This is a genomic window from Acinetobacter sp. YH12251 (assembly GCF_013417465.1).
GTDB lineage: Bacteria > Pseudomonadota > Gammaproteobacteria > Pseudomonadales > Moraxellaceae > Acinetobacter > Acinetobacter amyesii.
Genome location: NZ_VPDZ01000007.1, coordinates 147749 through 168905, shown reverse-complemented (window position 1 = coordinate 168905; position 21157 = coordinate 147749). Strand labels below are relative to the sequence as shown.

The 21157-nt window shown below is 42.1% G+C and carries 26 protein-coding genes; 8 read left to right on the top strand and 18 right to left on the bottom strand.

The window, feature by feature from the left end; all coding sequences use genetic code 11:
- Positions 1-76: 76 nt before the first annotated feature.
- From FTV27_RS07965 to FTV27_RS07945, 5 genes are all read right to left on the bottom strand, one after another.
- Positions 77-304 (bottom strand): hypothetical protein, encoded by a 228-nt coding sequence (locus tag FTV27_RS07965; protein ID WP_257229995.1) that lies wholly within the window; start codon positions 302-304, stop codon positions 77-79.
- A 178-nt stretch (positions 305-482) separates the two neighbouring features.
- Positions 483-2201 carry a cation:proton antiporter gene (locus FTV27_RS07960; RefSeq protein WP_180077895.1) on the bottom strand — a complete coding sequence of 573 codons (1719 nt, stop codon included), beginning with the start codon at positions 2199-2201 and terminating at the stop codon, positions 483-485.
- A gap of 141 nt (positions 2202-2342) precedes the next feature.
- Positions 2343-2498, bottom strand: coding sequence for a 50S ribosomal protein L33 (gene rpmG, locus FTV27_RS07955; RefSeq protein ID WP_001205031.1), 156 nt, complete (start codon positions 2496-2498; stop codon positions 2343-2345).
- Positions 2499-2510: 12 nt separating this feature from the next.
- Positions 2511-2747 carry a 50S ribosomal protein L28 gene (gene rpmB, locus FTV27_RS07950; protein ID WP_000048256.1) on the bottom strand — a complete coding sequence of 79 codons (237 nt, stop codon included), beginning with the start codon at positions 2745-2747 and terminating at the stop codon, positions 2511-2513.
- Positions 2748-2909: 162 nt separating this feature from the next.
- Positions 2910-4358: a coniferyl aldehyde dehydrogenase gene (locus FTV27_RS07945; protein ID WP_180077893.1), complete on the bottom strand. Its 1449-nt coding sequence runs from the start codon at positions 4356-4358 to the stop codon at positions 2910-2912.
- A gap of 116 nt (positions 4359-4474) precedes the next feature.
- Here FTV27_RS07945 and FTV27_RS07940 point away from each other — a divergent pair, with 116 nt between their 5' ends.
- The 5 genes from FTV27_RS07940 (at position 4475) to FTV27_RS07920 (ending at position 8155) form a co-directional block, all read left to right on the top strand.
- A complete protein-coding gene (locus FTV27_RS07940; protein ID WP_180034938.1) occupies positions 4475-5176 on the top strand; it encodes a TetR/AcrR family transcriptional regulator in 702 nt (233 codons plus the stop codon).
- A gap of 79 nt (positions 5177-5255) precedes the next feature.
- Complete coding sequence (gene purU / locus FTV27_RS07935) at positions 5256-6122, top strand: formyltetrahydrofolate deformylase (RefSeq protein ID WP_078192727.1); 867 nt, start codon at positions 5256-5258, stop codon at positions 6120-6122.
- 210 nt (positions 6123-6332) lie between these two features.
- The gene (locus FTV27_RS07930) at positions 6333-7097 is read left to right on the top strand and encodes a TonB family protein (protein ID WP_180077891.1); all 765 of its coding nucleotides are present in this window, start codon (positions 6333-6335) and stop codon (positions 7095-7097) included.
- 30 nt (positions 7098-7127) lie between these two features.
- Positions 7128-7751, top strand: a complete 624-nt coding sequence (locus FTV27_RS07925) for a MotA/TolQ/ExbB proton channel family protein (RefSeq protein ID WP_078192725.1) — start codon at positions 7128-7130, stop codon at positions 7749-7751.
- Positions 7751-8155 carry a biopolymer transporter ExbD gene (locus FTV27_RS07920; protein ID WP_078192724.1) on the top strand — a complete coding sequence of 135 codons (405 nt, stop codon included), beginning with the start codon at positions 7751-7753 and terminating at the stop codon, positions 8153-8155. Before FTV27_RS07925 ends, FTV27_RS07920 begins: the two co-directional genes overlap by 1 nt.
- A gap of 86 nt (positions 8156-8241) precedes the next feature.
- Here the strand turns inward: FTV27_RS07920 and msrA are convergent, their stop codons facing one another.
- The 5 genes from msrA to thyA form a co-directional block, all read right to left on the bottom strand.
- The gene (msrA, locus tag FTV27_RS07915; protein ID WP_180024449.1) at positions 8242-8766 is read right to left on the bottom strand and encodes a peptide-methionine (S)-S-oxide reductase MsrA; all 525 of its coding nucleotides are present in this window, start codon (positions 8764-8766) and stop codon (positions 8242-8244) included.
- A gap of 159 nt (positions 8767-8925) precedes the next feature.
- Positions 8926-9384, bottom strand: a complete 459-nt coding sequence (locus FTV27_RS07910; protein ID WP_078192722.1) for an META domain-containing protein — start codon at positions 9382-9384, stop codon at positions 8926-8928.
- Between the two features lie 84 nt (positions 9385-9468).
- Positions 9469-10539, bottom strand: coding sequence for a DUF4105 domain-containing protein (locus tag FTV27_RS07905; protein WP_180077889.1), 1071 nt, complete (start codon positions 10537-10539; stop codon positions 9469-9471).
- A gap of 27 nt (positions 10540-10566) precedes the next feature.
- Complete coding sequence (locus FTV27_RS07900) at positions 10567-11079, bottom strand: dihydrofolate reductase (protein ID WP_180004562.1); 513 nt, start codon at positions 11077-11079, stop codon at positions 10567-10569.
- Between the two features lie 167 nt (positions 11080-11246).
- Positions 11247-12089 (bottom strand): thymidylate synthase, encoded by an 843-nt coding sequence (gene thyA / locus FTV27_RS07895; protein ID WP_078189681.1) that lies wholly within the window; start codon positions 12087-12089, stop codon positions 11247-11249.
- Between the two features lie 559 nt (positions 12090-12648).
- Here thyA and FTV27_RS07890 point away from each other — a divergent pair.
- The gene (locus FTV27_RS07890) at positions 12649-13161 is read left to right on the top strand and encodes a peptidoglycan amidohydrolase family protein (RefSeq protein WP_078189680.1); all 513 of its coding nucleotides are present in this window, start codon (positions 12649-12651) and stop codon (positions 13159-13161) included.
- Positions 13162-13182: 21 nt separating this feature from the next.
- Here the strand turns inward: FTV27_RS07890 and FTV27_RS07885 are convergent, their stop codons facing one another.
- The 3 genes from FTV27_RS07885 to lgt all read right to left on the bottom strand — a co-directional run bounded on the left by FTV27_RS07885 (position 13183) and on the right by lgt (position 14913).
- Positions 13183-13551 carry a hypothetical protein gene (locus FTV27_RS07885; RefSeq protein WP_078192719.1) on the bottom strand — a complete coding sequence of 123 codons (369 nt, stop codon included), beginning with the start codon at positions 13549-13551 and terminating at the stop codon, positions 13183-13185.
- Positions 13552-13944: a hypothetical protein gene (locus tag FTV27_RS07880; protein WP_180077887.1), complete on the bottom strand. Its 393-nt coding sequence runs from the start codon at positions 13942-13944 to the stop codon at positions 13552-13554.
- A gap of 156 nt (positions 13945-14100) precedes the next feature.
- Positions 14101-14913 carry a prolipoprotein diacylglyceryl transferase gene (gene lgt / locus FTV27_RS07875; protein WP_078189677.1) on the bottom strand — a complete coding sequence of 271 codons (813 nt, stop codon included), beginning with the start codon at positions 14911-14913 and terminating at the stop codon, positions 14101-14103.
- A gap of 93 nt (positions 14914-15006) precedes the next feature.
- Between lgt and FTV27_RS07870 the strand changes: the two genes are divergently transcribed.
- Positions 15007-15786, top strand: a complete 780-nt coding sequence (locus FTV27_RS07870; protein WP_078192717.1) for an NRDE family protein — start codon at positions 15007-15009, stop codon at positions 15784-15786.
- A 40-nt stretch (positions 15787-15826) separates the two neighbouring features.
- Here FTV27_RS07870 and FTV27_RS07865 read toward each other — a convergent pair whose 3' ends face one another.
- From FTV27_RS07865 to tatA, 4 genes are all read right to left on the bottom strand, one after another.
- Positions 15827-18043, bottom strand: coding sequence for a PhoX family phosphatase (locus FTV27_RS07865; protein ID WP_180077885.1), 2217 nt, complete (start codon positions 18041-18043; stop codon positions 15827-15829).
- A 221-nt stretch (positions 18044-18264) separates the two neighbouring features.
- The gene (gene tatC, locus FTV27_RS07860) at positions 18265-19035 is read right to left on the bottom strand and encodes a twin-arginine translocase subunit TatC (RefSeq protein WP_078192716.1); all 771 of its coding nucleotides are present in this window, start codon (positions 19033-19035) and stop codon (positions 18265-18267) included.
- Positions 19032-19508, bottom strand: a complete 477-nt coding sequence (tatB, locus tag FTV27_RS07855; RefSeq protein WP_180040547.1) for a Sec-independent protein translocase protein TatB — start codon at positions 19506-19508, stop codon at positions 19032-19034. Before tatB ends, tatC begins: the two co-directional genes overlap by 4 nt.
- A 12-nt stretch (positions 19509-19520) precedes the next feature.
- Positions 19521-19742: a Sec-independent protein translocase subunit TatA gene (gene tatA, locus FTV27_RS07850; protein ID WP_078189673.1), complete on the bottom strand. Its 222-nt coding sequence runs from the start codon at positions 19740-19742 to the stop codon at positions 19521-19523.
- Positions 19743-19883: 141 nt separating this feature from the next.
- Between tatA and FTV27_RS07845 the strand changes: the two genes are divergently transcribed.
- Positions 19884-20765, top strand: coding sequence for a permease (locus FTV27_RS07845; protein ID WP_180077951.1), 882 nt, complete (start codon positions 19884-19886; stop codon positions 20763-20765).
- Positions 20766-20801: 36 nt separating this feature from the next.
- Here the strand turns inward: FTV27_RS07845 and FTV27_RS07840 are convergent, their stop codons facing one another.
- A complete protein-coding gene (locus FTV27_RS07840; RefSeq protein WP_180077883.1) occupies positions 20802-21095 on the bottom strand; it encodes a hypothetical protein in 294 nt (97 codons plus the stop codon).
- Positions 21096-21157: the final 62 nt, after the last annotated feature.

Genomic DNA, 21157 nt, shown 5'->3' with positions numbered 1-21157 from the left:
ATTTTTAGATCATGATGAAAACGCACCTTTCGGTGCGTTTTTTTATGCCCAAAATGACACTTAGACTGTGCCCAGTTCAGTAGGTGAGATCAGTATCGAACCTAAAAATACAATAAAGACCCCGATGAGCTGTAAGAAAAAAAGGATTTTTGGCATCTTGCCAATACAGAATCAGAAAGACGATGGAAATGGGATAAAACAATAGACAGCCCAGTCCCCATAAAATACTGGTTTTAAATGCAGCGATGAGAAAGCCCAGACCGCCAATTAAAATAATGGCAAAGCCTAAATAGAGAATGAACATGTTTATCTTTTTTGAAGTTTTTATAATGATGCTTTGTTTGGTGCTCATTTTATCAATATGTTTTTTAAATTCAATTATTTGTGATTTTAATATTACTGAATTATATCAGTTTAAAAAAAGGCGATGCTTTAATGCATCGCCTTTTGGGTATTGCCCCCTAAGCGTTTTATTTAGGCATTTAGTGTGTCGGTGTTTGGTGATGCGCAATTTGGATTTGATTTAAAATATGATTGCTCATATTTTTCGCCATTTCCTCTTTGGCATAATAAACCTCACCGATATTGTCACGACGAATGACTTCAGCTTCTTCTTTACTTTCCGCACACACCAATACTTGGATAGAAGGATTCAGCATTTTGGCAATATCGACAATTTTATGAATATCTAAAATATCCATAGGTGAAATGACCAAAAGGCGTGCGTGTTGAATATGGGCTTGAATTAAAACCCCAGGTTCTGTTGCTACACCGGATACCGCAGCGATGCCTTTTTCCCGCAAGTTTTCCACGATTTCACGGTTTTCTTCAGCAATAACCACTTTAATGTTTTCATTCATTAATTCGCGGGTAATACGACGACCGACTTCACCATGACCAATCAGCACCACCTGATCACGCAGATAATCCTGTGAGACCTCATCCGGCAACATGGCCAATGGGTCACTACTACGTTCCAGTAAACGGGCCAAATTCGAGCGCTCACGGATGAGTCGCTGCATAGGCTCGATTGCAGAGAATATAAATGAATTCAGCGTAATCGAGATTAAAGCGCCTGCCAGTATCAGATTTTGACCTTCCATTGAAAGGAGATTTAGAGATGCACCTAAGGTCGCTAAAATAAATGAGAACTCACCAATCTGCGCCAAACTCGCACCAACGGTTAATGCTGTATTGATGGGGTAACGGAAGAACAACACCAACGCCATTGCAGCGATGGTCTTACCAATCATGATAATGCCGACCACAGCTAAGACGTGAAGCGGTTGTTCAATCAAGATCCGTGGATCAAACAGCATGCCGACGGAGACGAAAAACAAAATTGAAAAAATTTCACGAAGCGGAAGGGTTTCTTCTTCTGCACGGTGACTAAAGTCAGACTCTTTGACCACCATACCGGCAAAAAATGCGCCCAGCGCCATGGATACACCAAATACCTTGTAGGCACCAAAGGCAATAGACACAGCTGCTGCAACCACGGTAAGCGTGAATAATTCACGTGAGCCTAAGCGTGCAACCACTTGCATAATCATTGGCACTAAGCGTTTACCAATGATTAGCATAAAGGCAATAAAACCTGCCACTTTGAGTAAGGTAATACCAAGGGTGAGCCAGATATTTTCATCTGCACTACTTTCTGTGAGTGGCTGTCCACCAAGCAATACTGCTGTGGCAGGGAGTAAGACCAGAACCAAGACCATGACCAGATCTTCAACCAAGAGCCAGCCTACAGCAATTTTACCATTCACGGAGTTAAGTAAGCCTCGGTCACCTAGAGCCTTGAGGAGAACCACCGTACTTGCACACGACAAACTTAAGCCAAACACTAAGGCTGAGCCCATGCTCCAGCCCCAAAGCATGGAAATTCCCATACCCAGTAAGGTCGCCACTGCAATTTGTAAAATGGCACCGGGCAAAGCAATACGACGGACTTGCATCAAATCATTGAGTGAAAAGTGCATACCCACGCCAAACATCAGGAACATGACACCGAGTTCGGCCAACTGGTTAGCGAGATGGATGTCACCAACTACTCCAGGCGTATTTGGGCTAATAATAATACCGGCAATCAGATAGCCGATGAGGGGAGGAAGTCGCAGGCGCGCAGCTATATAGCCAAAAATTAAGGCAAAACCAAAGCCAACAGCAAGTAATATTATGAGTTCTACATCATGAGGCACTAAAAACTCCTTAAGCCTAAGTTAAGGGTAAAAAAGACAAGCACAAAAAGTGCCAAAAGCATTCTGAAAGTTTAGCAATTCGAATAAAAAAAATGCAAAAAAAAACGACCTAAGCAGGTCGTTTTTTTCAAAAAACTAAAATTATTTGATTTTAGCTTCTTTGAAAATTACGTGTTGACGGATTTTTGGATCAAATTTTTTGATTTCCATTTTTTCCGGCATAGTACGTTTGTTCTTAGTGGTAGTGTAGAAATAACCTGTACCAGCAGAAGAAACTAGGCGAATTTTATCACGCATGTTCGTAGCTCCTTAGATCTTTTGACCTTGAGCACGTAGGTCAGCAACAACCTTTTCGATGCCCAATTTGTCGATAATACGCATACCTTTAGTAGTTAGACGAAGACGTACGAAACGTTTTTCGCTTTCTAACCAAAAACGGTGGTGATGCAGGTTCGGCTCGAACCGGCGTTTAGTTTTGTTGTTGGCGTGTGAGACGTTGTTACCAACGACTGGACGCTTGCCGGTAACTTGGCAAACCTTAGACATGGTGTAACTCCATTGATTTAGCCAACAGCAAATCTGTATGGCCAGTCAAAAAAAACATTGAATTCATTCAAGGGGCGTTTTATATCAAAAATGCGCTTAAAAGACAAGCGATTTTGCATAAAACGAACGATCACCTAGTGTGATCGTTCATGCCTTGATCGTTTATCGAAGAAGTGTCTTCGAAATCAGTTTGTGGATCGGCTTATTGAACGGTGGAAGAATGAATTTCAAACTATAGAGTTTTGGATTCGACATCACCGAGCGTTCATGCGACAAACTGAAGAAACCTTCTGGACCATGATATTTACCCATACCCGAAGCCCCCACACCGCCAAACGGCAGGTCATCTTGAGCAACATGGGTTAATACCGTGTTTTGTCCGAAATGTCCTGAATGGGTACGTGTTGCGACATAGTCGGCACGTGCCTGATCAAAGTCGAAATAGTATAAAGCAAGTGGACGAGGACGGCTATTAATAAAAGCAATAACCTCGTCAATTTGATCATATTCCATGATCGGAAGGATCGGACCGAATATTTCATGCTGCATAATTTGCATGTCTGGAGTGACACCTGTTAACACAGTCGGTGCAATTTTACGTACAGCGTCCACATCTTCATTTTGTGGGTTAAAACTGATGATTTGTGCGCCTTGATCACGTGCATCTTCTAAATAACCTTGTAGGCGCTTGTACTGCTTGTCATTAATAATCGAGGTGTAGTCCTGATTATGAGCAATACTTGGGTACATGGCTTCAACGCACACTTTATAGTGATCTAAAAATTCAGCCGTTTTACCACGAGGTAAGAACACATAGTCAGGTGCAACACAAGTTTGACCTGCATTCCAAAGTTTACCAACCGCAAGACGCTGTGCGACATCTGCTAGGTCAATAGACGGATGAACCAATACAGGTGACTTTCCGCCTAATTCTAAAATCACCGGAACTAAGTTTTCAGACGCAGCAGCCATGACAGTTTTACCGACATTGGTCGAGCCAGTAAAAATCATTTTATCGAAGGCAAGGTGACTAAACGCATCTGAAATTGGGCCACCACCGTTGACGACTGCGACCAATTCTTGAGGAAATGCTTCTGCGAGGGCTTTTTCTAATACATCACCGAATGCCGCAGAGGCACTCGAGATTTTGATCATGGCATGGTTGCCCGCAGCCAAAGCACAAATCAGTGGGCCTATAGAAAGAAGCAGTGGGTAGTTCCATGGCGTAATAATGCCGACGACACCAAGCGGTTGATATTGCACCCATGCTTTTGCAGGTTGATGAATAATTCCGACATGGCGTTTGGATGGTTTCATCCAGTCTGTCAAATGCTTGCTATAATATTTGATGTGTTCAAGACATGTGAGCAACTCACCAATCTTGGTTTCACCAATAGAACGGTTACCATAGTCTTGATTAATTGCATCAGCAAATTGATCTTGATACTTAACTAAGATACGCTTAAGCCGAGCCAAACGGTCAATACGTTCCTTCGCTGTAGGCAATGGGTAACGTAAATACGATTGTTTCTGCTGTTCCAACATATTGTTGAGATGCTGGTGATCAAAAGAATGTGGTGTCATTGAAGTTGTTTTTGTTTGACTATTCATGTCGCACGACCATATCCAAATTAGCGATTAATTAATTTTTAGAGCAAATACTCTAAATAGTCAAGTTACTTTATGTGTTAGTGTTCTAATGCTTTGAAATAAATGGTTGTTTTAGGATGTCTCACACCAAAACCTTAAAAACGAAAGAACGTATTTTGCAGCTGAGTTTGCAGTTGTTTAATGAGCGTGGCGAGCGTTCAGTGACAACCAATCATATTGCTGCTGAACTGGGAATGAGCCCAGGTAACTTGTATTACCATTTCCGAAATAAAAGTGAAATTATTAAGGAATTAATGGAGCAATATCAGCAAGAAACGCTAGAAATGTTAGCGCTTCCTGATGATCGTCAATTAGATGCCAATGATAAAATTCGCTATTTTCAAGTATTAAGTAGCCAATTATGGGCTTATCGCTTTTTACATCGTGATGTTTATCACTTGGTCGAAAATAATGAAGATTTCCGTAAAATGTATCCACGTTTTGCTGGTCAAGTCATGCAACAAGGCCAGAAAATTTATCGTGCCTTTGTCGATGCAGGTTTAATGCAGATGACTGATTCTGAAATTGAGGCCTTAACCATTAATTTGTGGATCGTGCTGACCAACTGGACCAACTTCCTTTATATGTCGGGCCATATTACCGACTCCAACACTTTGGAAGAAAAGTGGGTGTGGCAAGCACTGCGACAAATGGTGTTCTTAGAAGGCGCATATCTACGTGGTGAAAGCCGTGAAACCTATGAGCGATTGCTCGAAACTTTAGGGCCGTCGGACTTATTTGCAAGTCTTTCAAACGTAAAGCATCAGGTTACTGAATAAGACTATTTAGTCTGGCTTTAAAAAGCGTTAGAATACTCGGCTCTTTTTTCAATTTAACTGATTAGTGATATAAACCAACATGAATATGTCGACCGCTAACACAGCACGCTTACTCATTACCTGTGAAGATAAACCAGGGATTGTGCAAGCTGTATCGAGCTTTTTGTATCATCAGGGAGCAAATATTACCGCACTTGATCAATACGCGACTGAAGCTCAAGGGGGGCGATACTTCATGCGTGTTGAGTTCGAATTGGACAATTTACAAAGCCGTAAAGAAAGTCTAACTCAAACATTTGCGAGCAATGTTGCTGAGCGTTACAACATGCACTGGCGTTTAGCTTTAGTCAGTGATGTGAAGAAAGTCGGTATCTTGGTGTCAAAAGTTGACCATGCTTTGCTTGAGCTGTTGTGGCGTCATGCACGTGGTGGTTTGCCATGTGAAATCACCAAAGTCGTGTCTAACCACGATGCTTTACGTGAATCTGTAGAAAATTTCGGTATTCCGTTTGAAGTTGTTCCTGTGAATAAAGAAAACAAACGTGAAGCTTATGAGCAAATTGATCAGTTGATGCAAGGCAATGATTTACTCGTTCTTGCTCGTTATATGCAAATTTTAGACGAAGAATTTGTTCAAAAATGGGAAATGAAAGTGATCAACATTCACCATTCATTCCTCCCAGCCTTTGTTGGTGCGAACCCATATAAGCAAGCGCATGAAAAAGGCGTGAAACTGATTGGTGCAACAGCGCACTATGTAACTGCTGATCTTGACCAAGGTCCGATTATTGAGCAAGACGTAGAGCGTGTAAGTCACGACTTTACCGTTGAACAATTGCGCGAGTTAGGTCAGGACGTAGAGCGTAATGTGCTCGCACGTGCAGTCAAATGGCATCTTGAAGATCGTATTATTGTCGATGGTAATAAAACTGTTGTATTTCAATAAAACGAGATGAATTTTTGAATAAAAGGGCATACTTTAGGTATGCCTTTTTTATATTATGATTAAAAAAAGTCATTAAATCTGACGAATTAATAGTTGCAAATGAAAACACTTCTCATTTATTATTGCCGTACTTTAATTGTGCTAACCGATGAGCATGATTGTATTTTTGACAAAATAAATGCAATCGCTTCTTCAAGGTAACTGAGTTTAATGAGTCAATCTCCCGCTCCAATGATGCAATCACCTAACCCGATGAAAAAGAAAATCATTACTGCGCTTCTCGCTGTTGTGGTAGGGCATATGGGGGTATTGTGGGCGGTCAGCAATATGAAAGCACCAGAATTTAAACCGATCGAAAAAGATCCGATTAAAGTTCGCTTTGTGAAGATTGTTGAAGAGAAAAAACCAGAACCTCCGAAGCCAAAACCAGAACCGAAGAAAGAGCCACCAAAGCCAAAAGAAGTTAAAATTGTAGATAAGCCTTTACCACCTCCACCGAAGAAAGTGGAAAAAGTGGAACAGGTGAAAAAGAAAGATGCGCCGAAACCAACTGTTGAAGCGGTCAAAAACGTACCACCAACACCTGTTGTTTCAACTGTGGTTTCTGAAACGAAAGTCGTTCGTGTTGAACCAACACCTCCGGCACCTGTTGCACCACCACCTGCGCCTCCAGCACCACCTGCGCCACCGACACCTAAAACAGTCAGCATTGGTAATGGTGTCAGTTGGATTAAGAAACCGAATGTTCAATTTGAAGATGGTGAATTAAAAGCGTCGTGTACAGTTGAAGTTGCGATTGCTGCAAGTGCTGAAGGTAAAGTCGAATCAGCAACGATTAAAAACTCGACTTGTGGTGCTGCTGTGAACCGTAAAGTGACTGCAGCAGTGAAGCGTGCGCGTTTATCCAAATATATTGATAATGGTGTCGCAACTCCGACGCGAGTTGATCAACCATTTAACTTTAAACTTAATTAAGATTCCGGCTAACCCATTAGGAGTTCGAATATGAACTTTTCAGTTTATTGGCAACATGCAGATGCAGTCAGCAAAACACTGTATTTCGTGTTACTTGCAATGTCGATTGCGACTTGGACGATCTTCGTTCTTCGTATTATGGGCACACGTCAGCTCAAACAAGTGGCGTATAACCACCTTGCAGATGCACTAAGCAAACTGAAAGCGAAATTTGCTCCTTTGGCTTTTGAACAACGTAAGGCTGTGGCTGAACAAGCATTACTACGTCAAATTTCGGTAGAAAAAGCTAATGCTGAAAAAGGCGTATCTGTATTGGGTACGATTGCTTCAATTGCACCGTTCGTAGGTTTGTTCGGTACAGTATGGGGTATTTTCCATGCCCTTGTAGCAGTGGGTAAAAGCGGTCAAGCGGGTTTAGCGCAAGTGGCAACTCCAGTCGGTGAAGCTTTGATCATGACCGGTCTTGGTTTGGCTGTGGCGATTCCTGCGGTATTGGCTTATAACATTTGTGTTCGTTTTAACCGTACACTGTCGAATGAATTGCAAGATCAAGCGCATGGTTTATTGATTGATACTATGTTGCAACAAGAATCTGCAGCGAAGAAAGAAGACGTGAAAACTGCACAGCAAAGTTTAGCTGGAGGTCAAGCTTAATGGCTTTTCAATTGGGTGAAGACAACGATGCTGGCATGAATGAGATGAACCTCATTCCGCTCATCGATATTATGTTGGTATTGATGATCATCTTCTTGGTGACTGCGACTGTTGCCAACCCATCAATTCCATTAACCTTGCCACAAACGACTGCAGAAGTGATTGATCTGCCAACTGAAAGCGTCACCATCAGCATTAACTCAGCGGGTGATATCGCTTGGAATGGTGATATTGTCACGCTCGAAGATTTAGAAAGTCGTCTAAATACAGCTGGTCAGCAAGAACGTAAGCCTGCATTGGTATTAAAAGCCGATAAAGAATCACGTTATGACACAGTTGCACAAGTGATGTCGCGTGCGAGTGGAGCCGGACTCAGCGATATCGCCTTTGCCAGTGATAACTAAGCACTGAGCAAAGATAACTAAAAAAAGCGACTGAAATGTCGCTTTTTTTATGTCTCTATTTTGAAAATAGATGCCGTTTAATTAGATCACTCAGATTTGAGTAGGTCTTGAAATTTGCTACGTAATTTCATGAGTTTAGGTGGTATTGAAAAATTACAATAACCTTGGTTTGGGTTACGTGCAAAGAAGTTCTGATGATATTCTTCGGCAGGGTAGAAGGTCGGCATTGGACTCAGTTCAGTCACAATATTGATGCCTTCAGCTTTTAATTCTTCAATACGTTGTTCAGCCAGCTGCTTTTGTGATTCGTCCTGATAGAAAATCACTGAGCGATACTGTGTACCGACATCATTGCCTTGACGGTTCAGCGTGGTTGGATCGTGAGTTGCGAAAAATACATCCAGCAATTGGCTAAAACTGATTTGGCTGTCATCAAAATTGATCTGAATGACTTCTGCATGTTGGGTGTTTCCCTCACAGATTTGCTCATAGCTCGGATGCTGAGTAACTCCCCCTGCATAACCACTGACGACTGTTTGCACGCCCTTTAGTTGTAGAAAAACTGCTTCTACACACCAAAAGCACCCACCACCAAATACCGCTTGTTGCATAGTGAAATCCTATCTTGTTCCCTGATGTTTAATATGGGGTTATAGCTAAAAACTGCAATGTACGTCTGTATACTAATCACTAGTTTATGTGCATTAAATGTCTCTGGCATGACTGAACAGTGAATAAAAAAGTCTGCCGAAGCAGACTTTTTTAATGATTTAACGCGGTTGAACAGCGCTTTCATATTGAATTAATAAATTGCCGTGACGGTCTAGCAATTTCAAGGTTTTTCCAAAAACTTGATAATGCGTTACCTTTTCGAGTGCTGCATGGTACTGTCGCTCTAGCCCATTGTTATTGAGACAAGCCATTTGTGTCGCAACAATCGGGCCAAACGTTATGGTGTCTTTGCCAGCATTATAGCCACCCATTATACGATTACAGCCGTCTGCACCTGAGACACGTTTTGAAGCCGCATCGAATTGAATGCTTGGAATATTATGCGCATTGGGTGCTGTTTTGATTGGAGTGTTGCCAATCTGAGTGGCAATCCAAGTACGATTCTGTAATAGGTTTAAATTTTCAGTTATGGTGTTGTCTTGTGCAGGCATGCTTTCACAGCCTGTCACCACTAAAGTTGAAACCAAAGTTGCAGCAACAAATATTTGTTTTAGCATCGGAATTTCCCCGTGGAAGCATTTCAACTATCTAAGCAAATATCGCACAGATAAGCTAGCCATATTTGTATCATTATTTAAGAATTACAATTGATTGGCGCTTGGATTTGAATGTGAATGCGGCAAACCTTGTCGAATTAATTTGGAATATTGTTCACTGCTCAGTTGCTTGATTTGAGAGACACGAGGGTTAACATGGGCTTTTTGATACCATGTTTTCATATCCCAATTTTGGTCTATGGCATGGAGGTCATATAAATAATTCGGCAAATAACCGGATGCAAATAAGCGGTAATCGGTTGGAAGTTGATGTTTGGAAACGGCTTGAATCATGTCAAAAACCAGTGTTGTACAATTACTAGTGAGCGTGTTGTACCATTTGGGCTGAGTCTGCAGTTCATCGGCTTTATGTAGATATTCAATAAACAGCGCCTGCATTTCAGATTTTGGCATGTTTACGGGGAAGAAATAAACCTGTTCTCCGCGTGTATTGCTGCGGGTATAGATGATATCTTTTTCATCAGATGCAATAAGGCTCAGTTCATATTTACGGAAAAAACCACCAATCGCAGAGAATTCTTCGTTTTTCTCTTTGCGAATTTCAATCGAAAATGTCAGCGGTGGTCGGTCAGCAAAATCAAAACTGACCAGTGTATGGGCAATTTGCGGCCCCATCCAATACGAGGTAATGATGTTGACGCCATTGATTTGACTCAGGTCATATTGGCGGGTTTCCCAACGCGGGGTATAGCTGCCATCGGCATGCCAGTCGAAATTACGCACATTGTGCAAGGTGACGAGATTGTCTTGCTTTTCATAATGTAGAATTTCTGCTACTTCAGGATTCCATTCACGATCTTGGCGTGCTTCCATGCCAAAATACCAAAATAGACCACAGATAAAGCCCACAATATAAATCAAGACATCTTTACGACGGCTAAAAAAGTGTTGGGTAATATAGAAGCCTAAAATGCTCAGGGCGAAAGCAATCCAGATCCCAATGATAATGCGGCTGCCTAACCAGCCTGCCGGTTGCTGTATCCACAGGGCGGCACAGAGCCAAATCGAAGAACAGAGGACAAACACACTAAATAGAGCATGAAGAATACTTCGCCCTATTTTTTTGAACATTGCTCGTTGGTCACTCTGTTGCATATTTTTCTTTTAGCTTAAGATTTTTCTTTATTTTCGGTAAGTTGCGAACTCAAAAGCAATCCCAGTTTTGTCGTCGATGTGTTGTTCTGATGCCACTTTTTGAAAGTCCGCAGGAATTTCAGGATAGAAAATGTCTCCATCAACATTTAAATCGATGTGTGTTAATTCTAGACGATCGGTGATATTAATGGTTTGTTGAAAAATTTCTCCACCGCCAATAATAAAAATAGTATTTGGCTTTTCTGAAGATTTAACATCGTCCATAGAGTTTTTTAAGGCTTCTTCAATTGAATGAGCTACTTTAACACCTTCAAAAGACCAATCGAGATTACGCGTTACAACCCAATTGACACGCTTAGGAAGTGGGCGACCAATTGAGTCAAAATTCTTACGACCTAATATAATCACTCCACCTTGAGTGATTTCTTTAAAGTGCTTTAAATCGGCAGAAATATGCCAAGGAAGATCGTTATCTTTCCCAATACAACGTTGGTTATCCATTGCAACAACATGCACAACCTCTAAATTTTGGAAAGTCATAACGTTAAAATCCAAACCATAAAAAAAGCAATATCCAAATTCGGCTTATTAAAAAGCTGAATTTGGATATTGTAACTATAAAATCTTAAATTAAATAGCTTCTGTCTTTTTTAAGGTAAAATCAATTGTTAATATTGGTTTTAACTATTTGAAATTTAATATAAAAATTAAACCGCAACAGGGGCTTTAATTGCAGGATGTGATTCATAACCTACGATTTCAATATCTTCAAATTTAAAATCGAAAAGATCGGTAATTTCAGGATTGAGTTTTAATTGGCACAGACCCATTGGTTCACGTGTCAGTTGCAACTGCGCTTGTTCGAAATGGTTGGCATACAAATGTGTATCCCCACCGGTCCAAACGAAGTCGCCCACACCAAGACCACAAACTTGTGCAATCATGTGTGTTAACAGGGCATAGCTGGCAATGTTAAACGGCACACCTAGGAAAACGTCAGCACTACGTTGATATAATTGGCAAGATAATTTTCCGTTTTGAACAAAAAATTGAAACAAGGTATGGCATGGTGGCAATGCAACATTACCTGCCTCATTTGGGTTCCAACCAGACACGATTAGACGACGAGAGTTAGGATTGGTTTTGATTTCATTGACCAACCATTTGATTTGGTCGAAACCATCTTGTTCATATAGGCCATCGGCTTTTTTGGTTGCACCGAAATTACGCCATTGATGACCATAAACAGGACCTAATTCACCGGCAGGACGACCAAAGCGTGCAGTTTGTTCTGCGGTAGACCATTCATCCCAAATCGATACTTTATTGTCTTGCAAATATTGAACATTGGTATCGCCTTTAAGGAACCACAACAGTTCAATCACGATAGAGCGGAAATGAACTTTCTTGGTGGTGAGTAAAGGGAAACCTTGAGAAAGATCGAAGCGCATTTGATGACCAAATACAGAACGTGTTCCCGTACCCGTACGGTCGCCCTTGTCGCCGCCGTTGTCGAGAATGTGTTGTAAAAGGTCTAAATACTGGCGCATGTCTCTCTCATAATTTGCTAAATTTCTTGTAGCACATATTAGCTTGTTTTGCGTGAGGAAGGAACTGCGATGGGTGCTTGAATATGGTCAGGTTTAAAAAATCAAAAACATACGGTGTTTATTGGGTGATGACCAAATTTTGCAGGCAACAAGAGCTGAGTTGCCTGAGCTGAAGACGTCTATTTATAACAACTACATCAAGTGTTAACGAGACAATATGTCTGTTAAATCAAGCATGAGCTTAGAAAATGAAGCTCTATTTTTTACATATTGAGAGATGCTTCTTTCGCAGTGTTGAAAAAAGTACAGATAAGTTTGATTAAAAAATAAACGTGATTTTTCTCATTATGAAGAGGTGATATTGAACAGCTATTTTTGATTAAGAGTTTGATATCAAAAATAAATCTATTTGAATTAAAAATAGACGGTCGTATTTAAATGTGAAGATTTGTTTAAGAAATCTTACATTTTTTACATGAAAAAACATGATTTACGCGGTACTATCACCCTCGTTAAAATTTTTGAATGCCTAAATATAGGCGGGAGTGTGGGTTAAAGAATGGCTTATGATCACAATGTAAACTTGAGTGAAGTGCATGCTCCAGTTCAGGCAAATATCATAATTCGTTCTCAGGCGAGTAAAAATACGGGCAAGTCCAATACCACTCAAAAAGCAGCGACTAAAAATGTGGTATCCCGAAATGGTCAGCGTATCGATATCGATCGTTTGACTGGATTTTTACAAGGCATTACCCGCCAAAGCAGTACTCAGAAATGTGCCCGCAGTGTTCGTCTAGCACTTGAGTCCGCAGGGGCACGTTTTAACGGTCACCCCGTTGCCGCAGCAGACTGGGGCAGCACATTACAAAAAATTGGTTATCAAAAAATTAATTTAGCGTTTGATCGACCAAAGAAAGGCGATATTTATATTATCGACCGCAATCAAAGTAGCCGTTATGGTCATATCGCAGCATATTCAGGTAAGGATTGGGTGTCTGATTATCGTCAAGCGGGTTATGCGGTCTATCGAACTCCAAATGTGAAATATAGCTATTATCGCTTAGCAGATTGATAATCCTTCAGTGAAAAAAGGTTAGTCTTCAAACCTTTTTGCACGCTGACTGTAGATCGAGACGATAAATAATCCAATTGCAGCAAAGCCCACACATTGCAGCGCTAAAATCCAGCGTTGCTCATTGGGTAGAAAATAAATTAAGCACACTAAACATAAAATTGGCAAACCAGCCAAACCGCATTTTAATGACTGAGACAGTGTTTTTAGTTTGTCTTGTCTGAGCTTATAAAGCAGATCAATCATCAAACCAATGGCTAAACTTATGCCCGCAAAGCGGGGATCTAGTTGTTTTTGTTCAGCGCATAGAAAAATAAGCACGCAGGTACTAATACAAATGATGAGCTTGATTTGTCGGTTACAGCGCTCAGAGTACCAAAACGTCAGCATTTAAATTTTACCTTGGGGTGAAGTTTTCTCGTTTTTATTCAGTAGAGAAATCGGGGAGAGTAGGCAGATCGCCAAAGCCATAAAGCCAATGCCTTGAGCACCCGGAATCAAAATTTCACCCTTATTCATGTTGATAAAAACCAATGCTAACAGCAGTGCAATCGGTATCCAGGTCAATAAACGATAGAGCAAACCTGTTGGATTTTTTGCTGCAAAATGAATCTTGCAATAACGACAAATCAGGAAAATGACGCCTGTACCCATGAACATTAGAATGGCTTGAAGTGTTAGGGGTTCCATCCAATACAGAACACCGGTCAGTACGGCCATCGCAATAAAAAAAAAGATTTTTTTAAGTACAGAAACGCTGGGGTTAAACCAAAATTCAAGCATGGATCGATAGTTTAAAAATAAGCTGAATAAACTTTAGCACAGATCAGTTGTCTAATTCAGTCACTTCATGTGGAGTAAATGCGTATGAAGGAATAAATTTCAGCGCATAAAAAAGCGAGGCTTGGACCTCGCTTGCTTAAAGATATTTAGAAAATATTAATGATTCTTTTGTGGACCCCAGTCATAGATTTTTTTCTGGTAGGCATACCACATCATCCATAGGCCAATCAGAATCATCGGAACCGTCAGGAATTGACCTTTACTCATCCATCCAATGAACAGTTGACCATTGTCCGGCTCACGGAAGAATTCAACGGTGAAGCGTGCGATACCATATCCGATGAGGAACAAGGCTGAAACGGCATAACGTGGACGAGGTTTTGAACTAAACCACCACAGCACGATAAACAGAATTAAACCTTCACAGAGGGCTTGATAGAGCTGCGACGGATGGCGCACCAACTGAAGTGGATCGGTCGGGAAGATCATGCCGAAAGCAAAATTTGGGTCAGTCACTGCACGACCATATAGCTCGCCACCAATAAAGTTCCCAATACGACCAAACATTAAGCCTGTTGGAACGCAGGGTGCGATAAAGTCGAGGGTCTGGAACCAAGTCATTTTATATTTCTTGCACCACAGTAACATGGCAATCATGACCCCAAGGAAACCGCCATGGAAGCTCATACCGCCTGTCCAAACTTGGAATAGCCACAATGGGTTGGCAAGGAACTGATCGAAACCATAAAAGAAGACATAGCCAAAGCGTCCACCAATCACGACACCCAATGCACCGTAGAAAATCAGGTCTGAGACCATTTCTGCGTTCCAGCCGTCACGTTGTTTTGCACGGTAGGTTGCCAAGCCCCATGCAAATAAAAAGGCCAATAAATACATCAGACCATACCAGTGAACTTGTAGTGGCCCCAGTGATATCGCCACAGGGTCGATATTTGGATATGTCAGCATTGCTGTTCCTTGTCATTATGTTTTGCACAGATTTTAGCTGAATGTGCTGAAAAATGTTGTACATTCAATGTGTAAAGATATTGAGAGTTGAATATGTGCATTGTGGCTTTTGCTTGGCAGGTCTTGGATGACATGCCACTCTGCCTGATTTCGAATCGTGATGAGTTTTATCATCGACCGACGGCAGGCCTAAAGCAATGGGTAGATAGTCCGATTATTGCAGGGCAGGACTTACAGTCTGGTGGAACATGGATGGGGATAACCGCTCAAGGGCGTTGGGCGATTGTGACCAATTTTCGTGATGGTCGTGATCAGACCACATATCCCACTTCACGTGGCGCTTTGATTCAGCAATTTTTAGAATCTGAGCAAACGCCCATTCGGTTTGCGCAAGCACTGGAACAAATCCAATGTAATTATGCTGGCTTTAATTTATTCGTTGGCGATGCCACTCAAGCCGTTTATATGAGTAATCGCGGTGAAGCGCCACAAGTCTTAGCCAAAGGGGTGTATGTCACATCCAATGGTTTAATGACTGAACATTGGGAAAAGACCCGACATTTACGCAAACGTTTCACGCAAGAATTTTTACCGATGCTACAAAGCCAGCAACCACAGGCGGACATAGATGCCGCTGCGTGGGATATTTTGGAAGATGAACGTAAAATCATTCCAGCGCTGCTACCCAATACTGGGATTCAGACAGAGATGGAACATTTGCTGTCTTCAACCTTTATTCAAAGTCCAGTGTATGGCACCCGCTGTTCAAATTTGTTGTGTATGCGGGATTCACAGTGGCATTGGCAAGAAAAACAGCAGCAGGGTGAGCAACAAGGACAGATCACCCAGATAGAAGTGCATTTAAAGCCATAAAAAAAGCCGACGATTCGTCGGCTTTTTTTTAAAAGGTGTTTTATGCGGTTTTTTGTGTTGGCTGAGCTTGTTCTACCGCTTCACCAGCAATCACTCCACCATCTTTACGGGTGATGACAACGGTCGCTGAGCGAGGACGTGAGGTCGCTGCAGCATTGGTTTGTGATGCCGGCCAGTGGCTGGTCGGTTCAGCATAGGATGCTGAATCTTCACCGGGATGTTGCACATTGATAAAAATCGCTTTGTAGTCAGGTGTCATCGTCACACCTGTGATTTCACATTCTTTAGGTCCAGTCAGGAAGCGACGTAAGTTTTCATCATTCAGTTTTGCACCCACAATGGTTTCTTGACCCGATGATGTCGTGGCTTTTGTACCATCACCGACTTGACCCGGAAGCGCAGCAAGCATCATACAGTTGGTGGTATCAGTATAAGCACCGTCATCGGTTTGAATCCATAACACACCACGTGGGTCGAACCACATCCCATCAGGTGATGACAAGTCGTTATTGTCATTTAAACCGGATAAGTTAATGTTGCTCGCCATTTTTGCTTCAGCACCAAACAGGTAAATATCCCAAGTAAAGCTGAGCGCTGTGGTTGTATCCCCATCTTCACGGAAACGGATAATATGACCGTTGACGTTGCCTTTACCACCTTCAGGGTCGGTGTAGTTACGAGGGTTGGCAGCATCTAGTGCATGCGTCGTACCACGGTTCGAGTTATTGGTGAGGGTCACATAGACTTCACCATTGTCTGGATGCACAGCGACCCATTCAGGACGGTCCATTTTGGTAGCACCGACAGCATCTGCGGCAAGACGTGCGAAGGTCAGAACATCTGCTTGTGAGCTAAAAGGATACACGCTGTTGCTTTGGTTTAAACCATTGACGTTATAGCTCAATTCAATCCATTGACCTTTGCCGTCATTGTTAAATTTGGCGACGTATAACTTACCGTTGTTCATGTATTTGTCGCCCGCGGCATAGCCACCGTTGACATCTTTTTTATTCCATTTTTGGTCGGATACAAATTTATAGATGTATTCACCGCGTGAATCATCGCCCATGTAAAACGCGAGGTTGTCATCTTCACGTAAGCGACTTGCACGGCAGTCTTCATGTGCAAAGCGACCAAGTGCAGTACGTTTTACTGGGTTTTCACGGCGGTCAAATGGATCAATTTCGACAATCCAACCAAAGGTGTTTGGACCATTACGGTAATCTTCCGCTGCCTGAGTACCGGTAACATTCGCTGACCAACGGTCATATAAATCTTGAGACTCATTACTTCCAATCGCTGTTTCCCAACCATAGCGCGAGTTCGCACCCGCTTTTAGGCCATAACGGTTGAGTGCCACAATTTCAGCCGGACTACGTTTGGCATCATCGTCTTTTGCACGAGCAAAGTAACCAATGAAGTTTTCTTCTGTTGTCAGGTAAGTGCCCCAAGGGGTATAGCCATTACCGCAGTTGTTGTGTGTACCACGGGTTTGCTGGCCATTGGTTGAAAATTTCGTGCAAACTAAGCTTGAGCCTGCAACTGGGCCTTTAAAGTCCATTACGGTCGATGCTGTGATACGACGGTTAAATGGAGAGTTTTGTACCAGTTTAACGGCTTGAGTCTTGCTGTCTTTTTCAATTTGAATCACAGAAACACCGTGTGCATTGACTTCACGGATGACTTCATCTTCAGGGCGACGGCCATCTACTTTGGTTGGGCCTTGTGGGTGTAAGAAGGTTGGATTGATGTATTCATGGTTCATCACCAACAAACCTTGGTCAGACTGTTTGGCATCATAACGTCCAGAGGTGATATTTAAACCAAAGAAGCTCATACCGTCATGGCAGTCACCAGAGCGGAATTGGAAGCTCGGGCCAGAAGGAACATTGTTATCATCCCACGCTGGGTATGCAGGGTTAATCGAGTCACCCATCGCATATAGCACATGCGCTTGATAGCCTTCAGGAACAGTCACAATATCGTCTAAATTTTTTTTCACCGGTGTGAAATTGAACTTGGTCGGTTTTTGATTTGGATCGGTAACTGGTGGTTTGGTATTGCTATTTGAATCTGAGTCATTGTCATCATTACACCCCGTTAATGAAGATACCAATGCAAGTGCGACTGCACCACTCGCAGTCTTGGTAATCAAGCTACGACGGCTGATGCGTTGTTCTAAAATGTCACGAAAATGAAGGTTATCCGAAGTGTTGTTATCAAGTTCTTGATCTTCGTTATATGGCATGTTTGTCATGAATTTAAATCCTGGCAAAGGTGTGCTGGGTAAAAGTTGATCACATAAAACTATCGATAAAATATGACAATGCTTTGAAGCTAATGTTGCAAACTGATGAAATAGGCGTTTAGATTTCGCTGCATGTAAATTGCAAAACATTAAATGGGTGCATAAAAAAAAGAGGCTATCTCAGCCTCTTAGGTGTAAAACTCACCAAAATTGTCGAAAATTAAGTTTGTTTAAGGTGCAGATGCACGTCGTTTTTCAATCAGCTTGCCAAAGAACAAACCCAGCTCAAAGAGCATCCACATGGGAATGGCCAGCATGATCATCGAAAGCGCATCGGGTGGCGTGGCAAACATGGCGACAAAAAAACAGCCGACGATAATAAAACGACGCTTCTCCACCAAGGTTTGAGTAGATACCACCCCGATCAAAATCAAAATTAACGTGATGATTGGAATTTCAAAGGTCAGTCCAAACACCAAAAAAAGCTTTAAGCAGAAACTTAAATAACTATTGATATCCGTCATTGGCGCGACTGTTTCAGGGGAAACACTCATAAAAAAATGCAGGATGGATGGTAGGGCAACCCAATAGGCAAATGCAATTCCGGCATAGAAGAGGACGATGCTGCCGAATAATAAGGGCATCGCCAAATGCCGCTCTTTTTCATACAGTGCAGGTTTGATGAAGGCCCAAAGTTGATAAATCACGAAGGGCATCGCGAGCATTAGCGCGACAAAGAAATTTAGCTTAAACGGCGCCATAAAGGTGGCGGTCACATCCGTTGCGATCATGGATGAGTTCATCGGCAACTGCGCACGCAGAGGCTCTGACATCAATTGATAGCTTTGATTGGCAAAGGGCAATAAACAAAAGAACAGAATCAAAATGAGCCCTGTAATTTTGATCAAATGCCGACGCAAAATCACCAAATGTTTGGTGATCGGCATTTCTTCCAAATCAGGCACAGTGTTCTGTGAATTATTTAGTGAAAGATCTGTCATACGGCCACCTGATATTCTGCTAATGCATCGGTCGAACTTAATACAGGAGCTTGATCTGTTTTAATTTCGTGCTTTATTTTCATTTGGGGTGTAACCACGGCAAATATCGTGCTCTGACCACGTTCGATGTACTGATAACGTGGGGATAAATTTTTATTGTCAGGTAGGACTGCTTCTTGTTGTTTTTGCGCAGTCTGTTCTATGGGGTGTTGCGTTTGTTGCAATTCATTCATCTGAGCCTGCATACGCGCTTCGAGCTGTTGAATACGTTGCATTTCTTTTTGCATTTCTTCACGAAGTTCGGACATGCGAAGCTCACGATCAATATCTGTTTGCACGTTACTGATCAGTCGTTTAACTTTCCCGTACCATTTACCTGCAAAGCGGATACCTTCAGGCAGTTTTTCCGGGCCGAGTACGATCAGCGCAATAATGCTGAACACCAGTAATTCGCTAATACCAATATTAAGCATTATGACAACTCCTTAGCTTTGAACTGAGGAATTGGTTTTATTTTGAGCTTCATGCTCTAGCGTGCGAGGCTCATTAAGCTGTGTATTTGCTGCGTCTTCATCACGCATCGATTTTTTGAAATCTTTGACTGCGCCTCCGACATCTTTGCCCAAGTTTTTTAGTTTTGATGTACCAAAGAGTAAAATCACCACAATTGCAAAAATCAGTACATGCCAAATCGATAGTCCAGCCATCTTGTTATCCTCTTGTTGGTCTGCACAACATTTCAGCAGTTGTAGATGACAGTGAAGTGACCAAGATGTTGCAGTTTAAAGACAGCCGCGAAGCTTATGTTCAGTGTTACTATGCATGGATTGAGCAGTGAGGGTGGTGTAGTGGCGTTTCTTCTTCCGATATTGGGTTTTTTAAGTGGCCTCGGATTGGCATCATTATCAGGAACATCATCGCTCAAATCGATTTTCTCTAGCTTACTTGCACGCTGTTTTATTCCAGCCGTGATCATCTACAACATGGTGTTCTATCAAGCAGGAAGTTTAGCACTCATGCTTTTTAGCTTTAGTGTTGCCGTGCTGATGTTTTATTTATTTCGCTGGCTGTTAAAAGATAGTTTACGTGCCTTGTGTGTCAGTTATTTGAACTTAGCTTGGCTGGGTTTTCCTTTTGCATTAGCACTGTTTGGCCCTGAAATTAGTGCAGCGATGGTGGCTCTGTATGTCGGTGGCTCTATCTTTGGCAATATGTGGGCCGTGACAGCCGTCAGTTCAGCCCAACTCCCATGGTCGAGCGTGATTCAAAAAGTGGCGATGTCACCGCCTGTATTTGCCTTGATGATTGCAGGTGTCTGTCGAATAGTTGGATTACAGCATATAGAAGAACATCAGCTCTTAGATTGGCTCTATCAGGCTGCAAAAATTGGAATGAGTTTCACAGGGATGTGCGTCTTAGGCATGTGGCTGCGCCAAACTAAGGTACAGTGGCGTGATCTGATGAACAGTAGTTGTATTTATGCGATGAAACTCACCGTTGGCGCGGTGATCTGTAGTTTGAGTTATGCCTTTCTTCCGATTCCCCAGATCGAGAAATATATTGGGGTGATGTTCATGCTGTTCTGCTTACCCCCTGCAGCCAATATTGTGGCTTTAGAAACGCATTATCAAGGAACAGGCACTTCGGCACGTTATATTGCTTCAGGCACGATTATGAGCTGTATCGTCGTCAGTTTTTATGGGTTAATTTTGCATCTTTTTTCGCTTTAAAATGAAAAGTGAATTATAGATGCCCGCAAAGGGCGACTACTTGAGCTGTTTTCGAATCTGCCAATCACGCACGAGGGCGTATATCATTGCGATACCTATCAGGCCTGGAAATCCAATTTGACCTTGCGACAGATTAAGCATGATCGACAGCACGATCACCACTGCAAAAATAACGTAAGTGGTACGAAAGCCTGAGGTGAGCGGGTAGGTTAGTTGCGCATGGCAATGAGGGCAGCTTATTTTTTGAAAACCAAGAAATGAGCGTGTTGGGATTTCAGTTGAAGTGTGATGGCAAGCGTTGCATATGATCTGTATCGGTTGAAGTGCCATAATTATTCTATTTTTATTCAGGGATTGGAGTTAATCTTTGGCATTAAGATTAACTCCAATTC

What these genes read in the sequence shown, in the direction of transcription:
- rpmG (WP_001205031.1), bottom strand. Translation starts at nt 2,498, where the DNA reads ATGCGTGATAAAATTCGCCTAGTTTCTTCTGCTGGTACAGGTTATTTC.
- FTV27_RS07900 (WP_180004562.1), bottom strand. Translation starts at nt 11,079, where the DNA reads ATGACTTTCCAAAATTTAGAGGTTGTGCATGTTGTTGCAATGGATAAC.
- FTV27_RS07910 (WP_078192722.1), bottom strand. Translation starts at nt 9,384, where the DNA reads ATGCTAAAACAAATATTTGTTGCTGCAACTTTGGTTTCAACTTTAGTG.
- tatA (WP_078189673.1), bottom strand. Translation starts at nt 19,742, where the DNA reads ATGGCTGGACTATCGATTTGGCATGTACTGATTTTTGCAATTGTGGTG.
- rpmB (WP_000048256.1), bottom strand. Translation starts at nt 2,747, where the DNA reads ATGTCTAAGGTTTGCCAAGTTACCGGCAAGCGTCCAGTCGTTGGTAAC.
- FTV27_RS07870 (WP_078192717.1), top strand. Translation starts at nt 15,007, where the DNA reads ATGTGCATTGTGGCTTTTGCTTGGCAGGTCTTGGATGACATGCCACTC.
- FTV27_RS07880 (WP_180077887.1), bottom strand. Translation starts at nt 13,944, where the DNA reads ATGCTTGAATTTTGGTTTAACCCCAGCGTTTCTGTACTTAAAAAAATC.
- FTV27_RS07940 (WP_180034938.1), top strand. Translation starts at nt 4,475, where the DNA reads ATGTCTCACACCAAAACCTTAAAAACGAAAGAACGTATTTTGCAGCTG.
- tatB (WP_180040547.1), bottom strand. Translation starts at nt 19,508, where the DNA reads ATGCTTAATATTGGTATTAGCGAATTACTGGTGTTCAGCATTATTGCG.
- FTV27_RS07865 (WP_180077885.1), bottom strand. Translation starts at nt 18,043, where the DNA reads ATGACAAACATGCCATATAACGAAGATCAAGAACTTGATAACAACACT.
- tatC (WP_078192716.1), bottom strand. Translation starts at nt 19,035, where the DNA reads ATGACAGATCTTTCACTAAATAATTCACAGAACACTGTGCCTGATTTG.
- FTV27_RS07925 (WP_078192725.1), top strand. Translation starts at nt 7,128, where the DNA reads ATGAACTTTTCAGTTTATTGGCAACATGCAGATGCAGTCAGCAAAACA.
- purU (WP_078192727.1), top strand. Translation starts at nt 5,256, where the DNA reads ATGAATATGTCGACCGCTAACACAGCACGCTTACTCATTACCTGTGAA.
- FTV27_RS07930 (WP_180077891.1), top strand. Translation starts at nt 6,333, where the DNA reads ATGAGTCAATCTCCCGCTCCAATGATGCAATCACCTAACCCGATGAAA.
- thyA (WP_078189681.1), bottom strand. Translation starts at nt 12,089, where the DNA reads ATGCGCCAGTATTTAGACCTTTTACAACACATTCTCGACAACGGCGGC.
- FTV27_RS07945 (WP_180077893.1), bottom strand. Translation starts at nt 4,358, where the DNA reads ATGAATAGTCAAACAAAAACAACTTCAATGACACCACATTCTTTTGAT.
- FTV27_RS07840 (WP_180077883.1), bottom strand. Translation starts at nt 21,095, where the DNA reads ATGGCACTTCAACCGATACAGATCATATGCAACGCTTGCCATCACACT.
- FTV27_RS07920 (WP_078192724.1), top strand. Translation starts at nt 7,751, where the DNA reads ATGGCTTTTCAATTGGGTGAAGACAACGATGCTGGCATGAATGAGATG.
- msrA (WP_180024449.1), bottom strand. Translation starts at nt 8,766, where the DNA reads ATGCAACAAGCGGTATTTGGTGGTGGGTGCTTTTGGTGTGTAGAAGCA.
- FTV27_RS07905 (WP_180077889.1), bottom strand. Translation starts at nt 10,539, where the DNA reads ATGCAACAGAGTGACCAACGAGCAATGTTCAAAAAAATAGGGCGAAGT.
- FTV27_RS07885 (WP_078192719.1), bottom strand. Translation starts at nt 13,551, where the DNA reads ATGCTGACGTTTTGGTACTCTGAGCGCTGTAACCGACAAATCAAGCTC.
- FTV27_RS07965 (WP_257229995.1), bottom strand. Translation starts at nt 304, where the DNA reads ATGTTCATTCTCTATTTAGGCTTTGCCATTATTTTAATTGGCGGTCTG.
- FTV27_RS07890 (WP_078189680.1), top strand. Translation starts at nt 12,649, where the DNA reads ATGGCTTATGATCACAATGTAAACTTGAGTGAAGTGCATGCTCCAGTT.
- lgt (WP_078189677.1), bottom strand. Translation starts at nt 14,913, where the DNA reads ATGCTGACATATCCAAATATCGACCCTGTGGCGATATCACTGGGGCCA.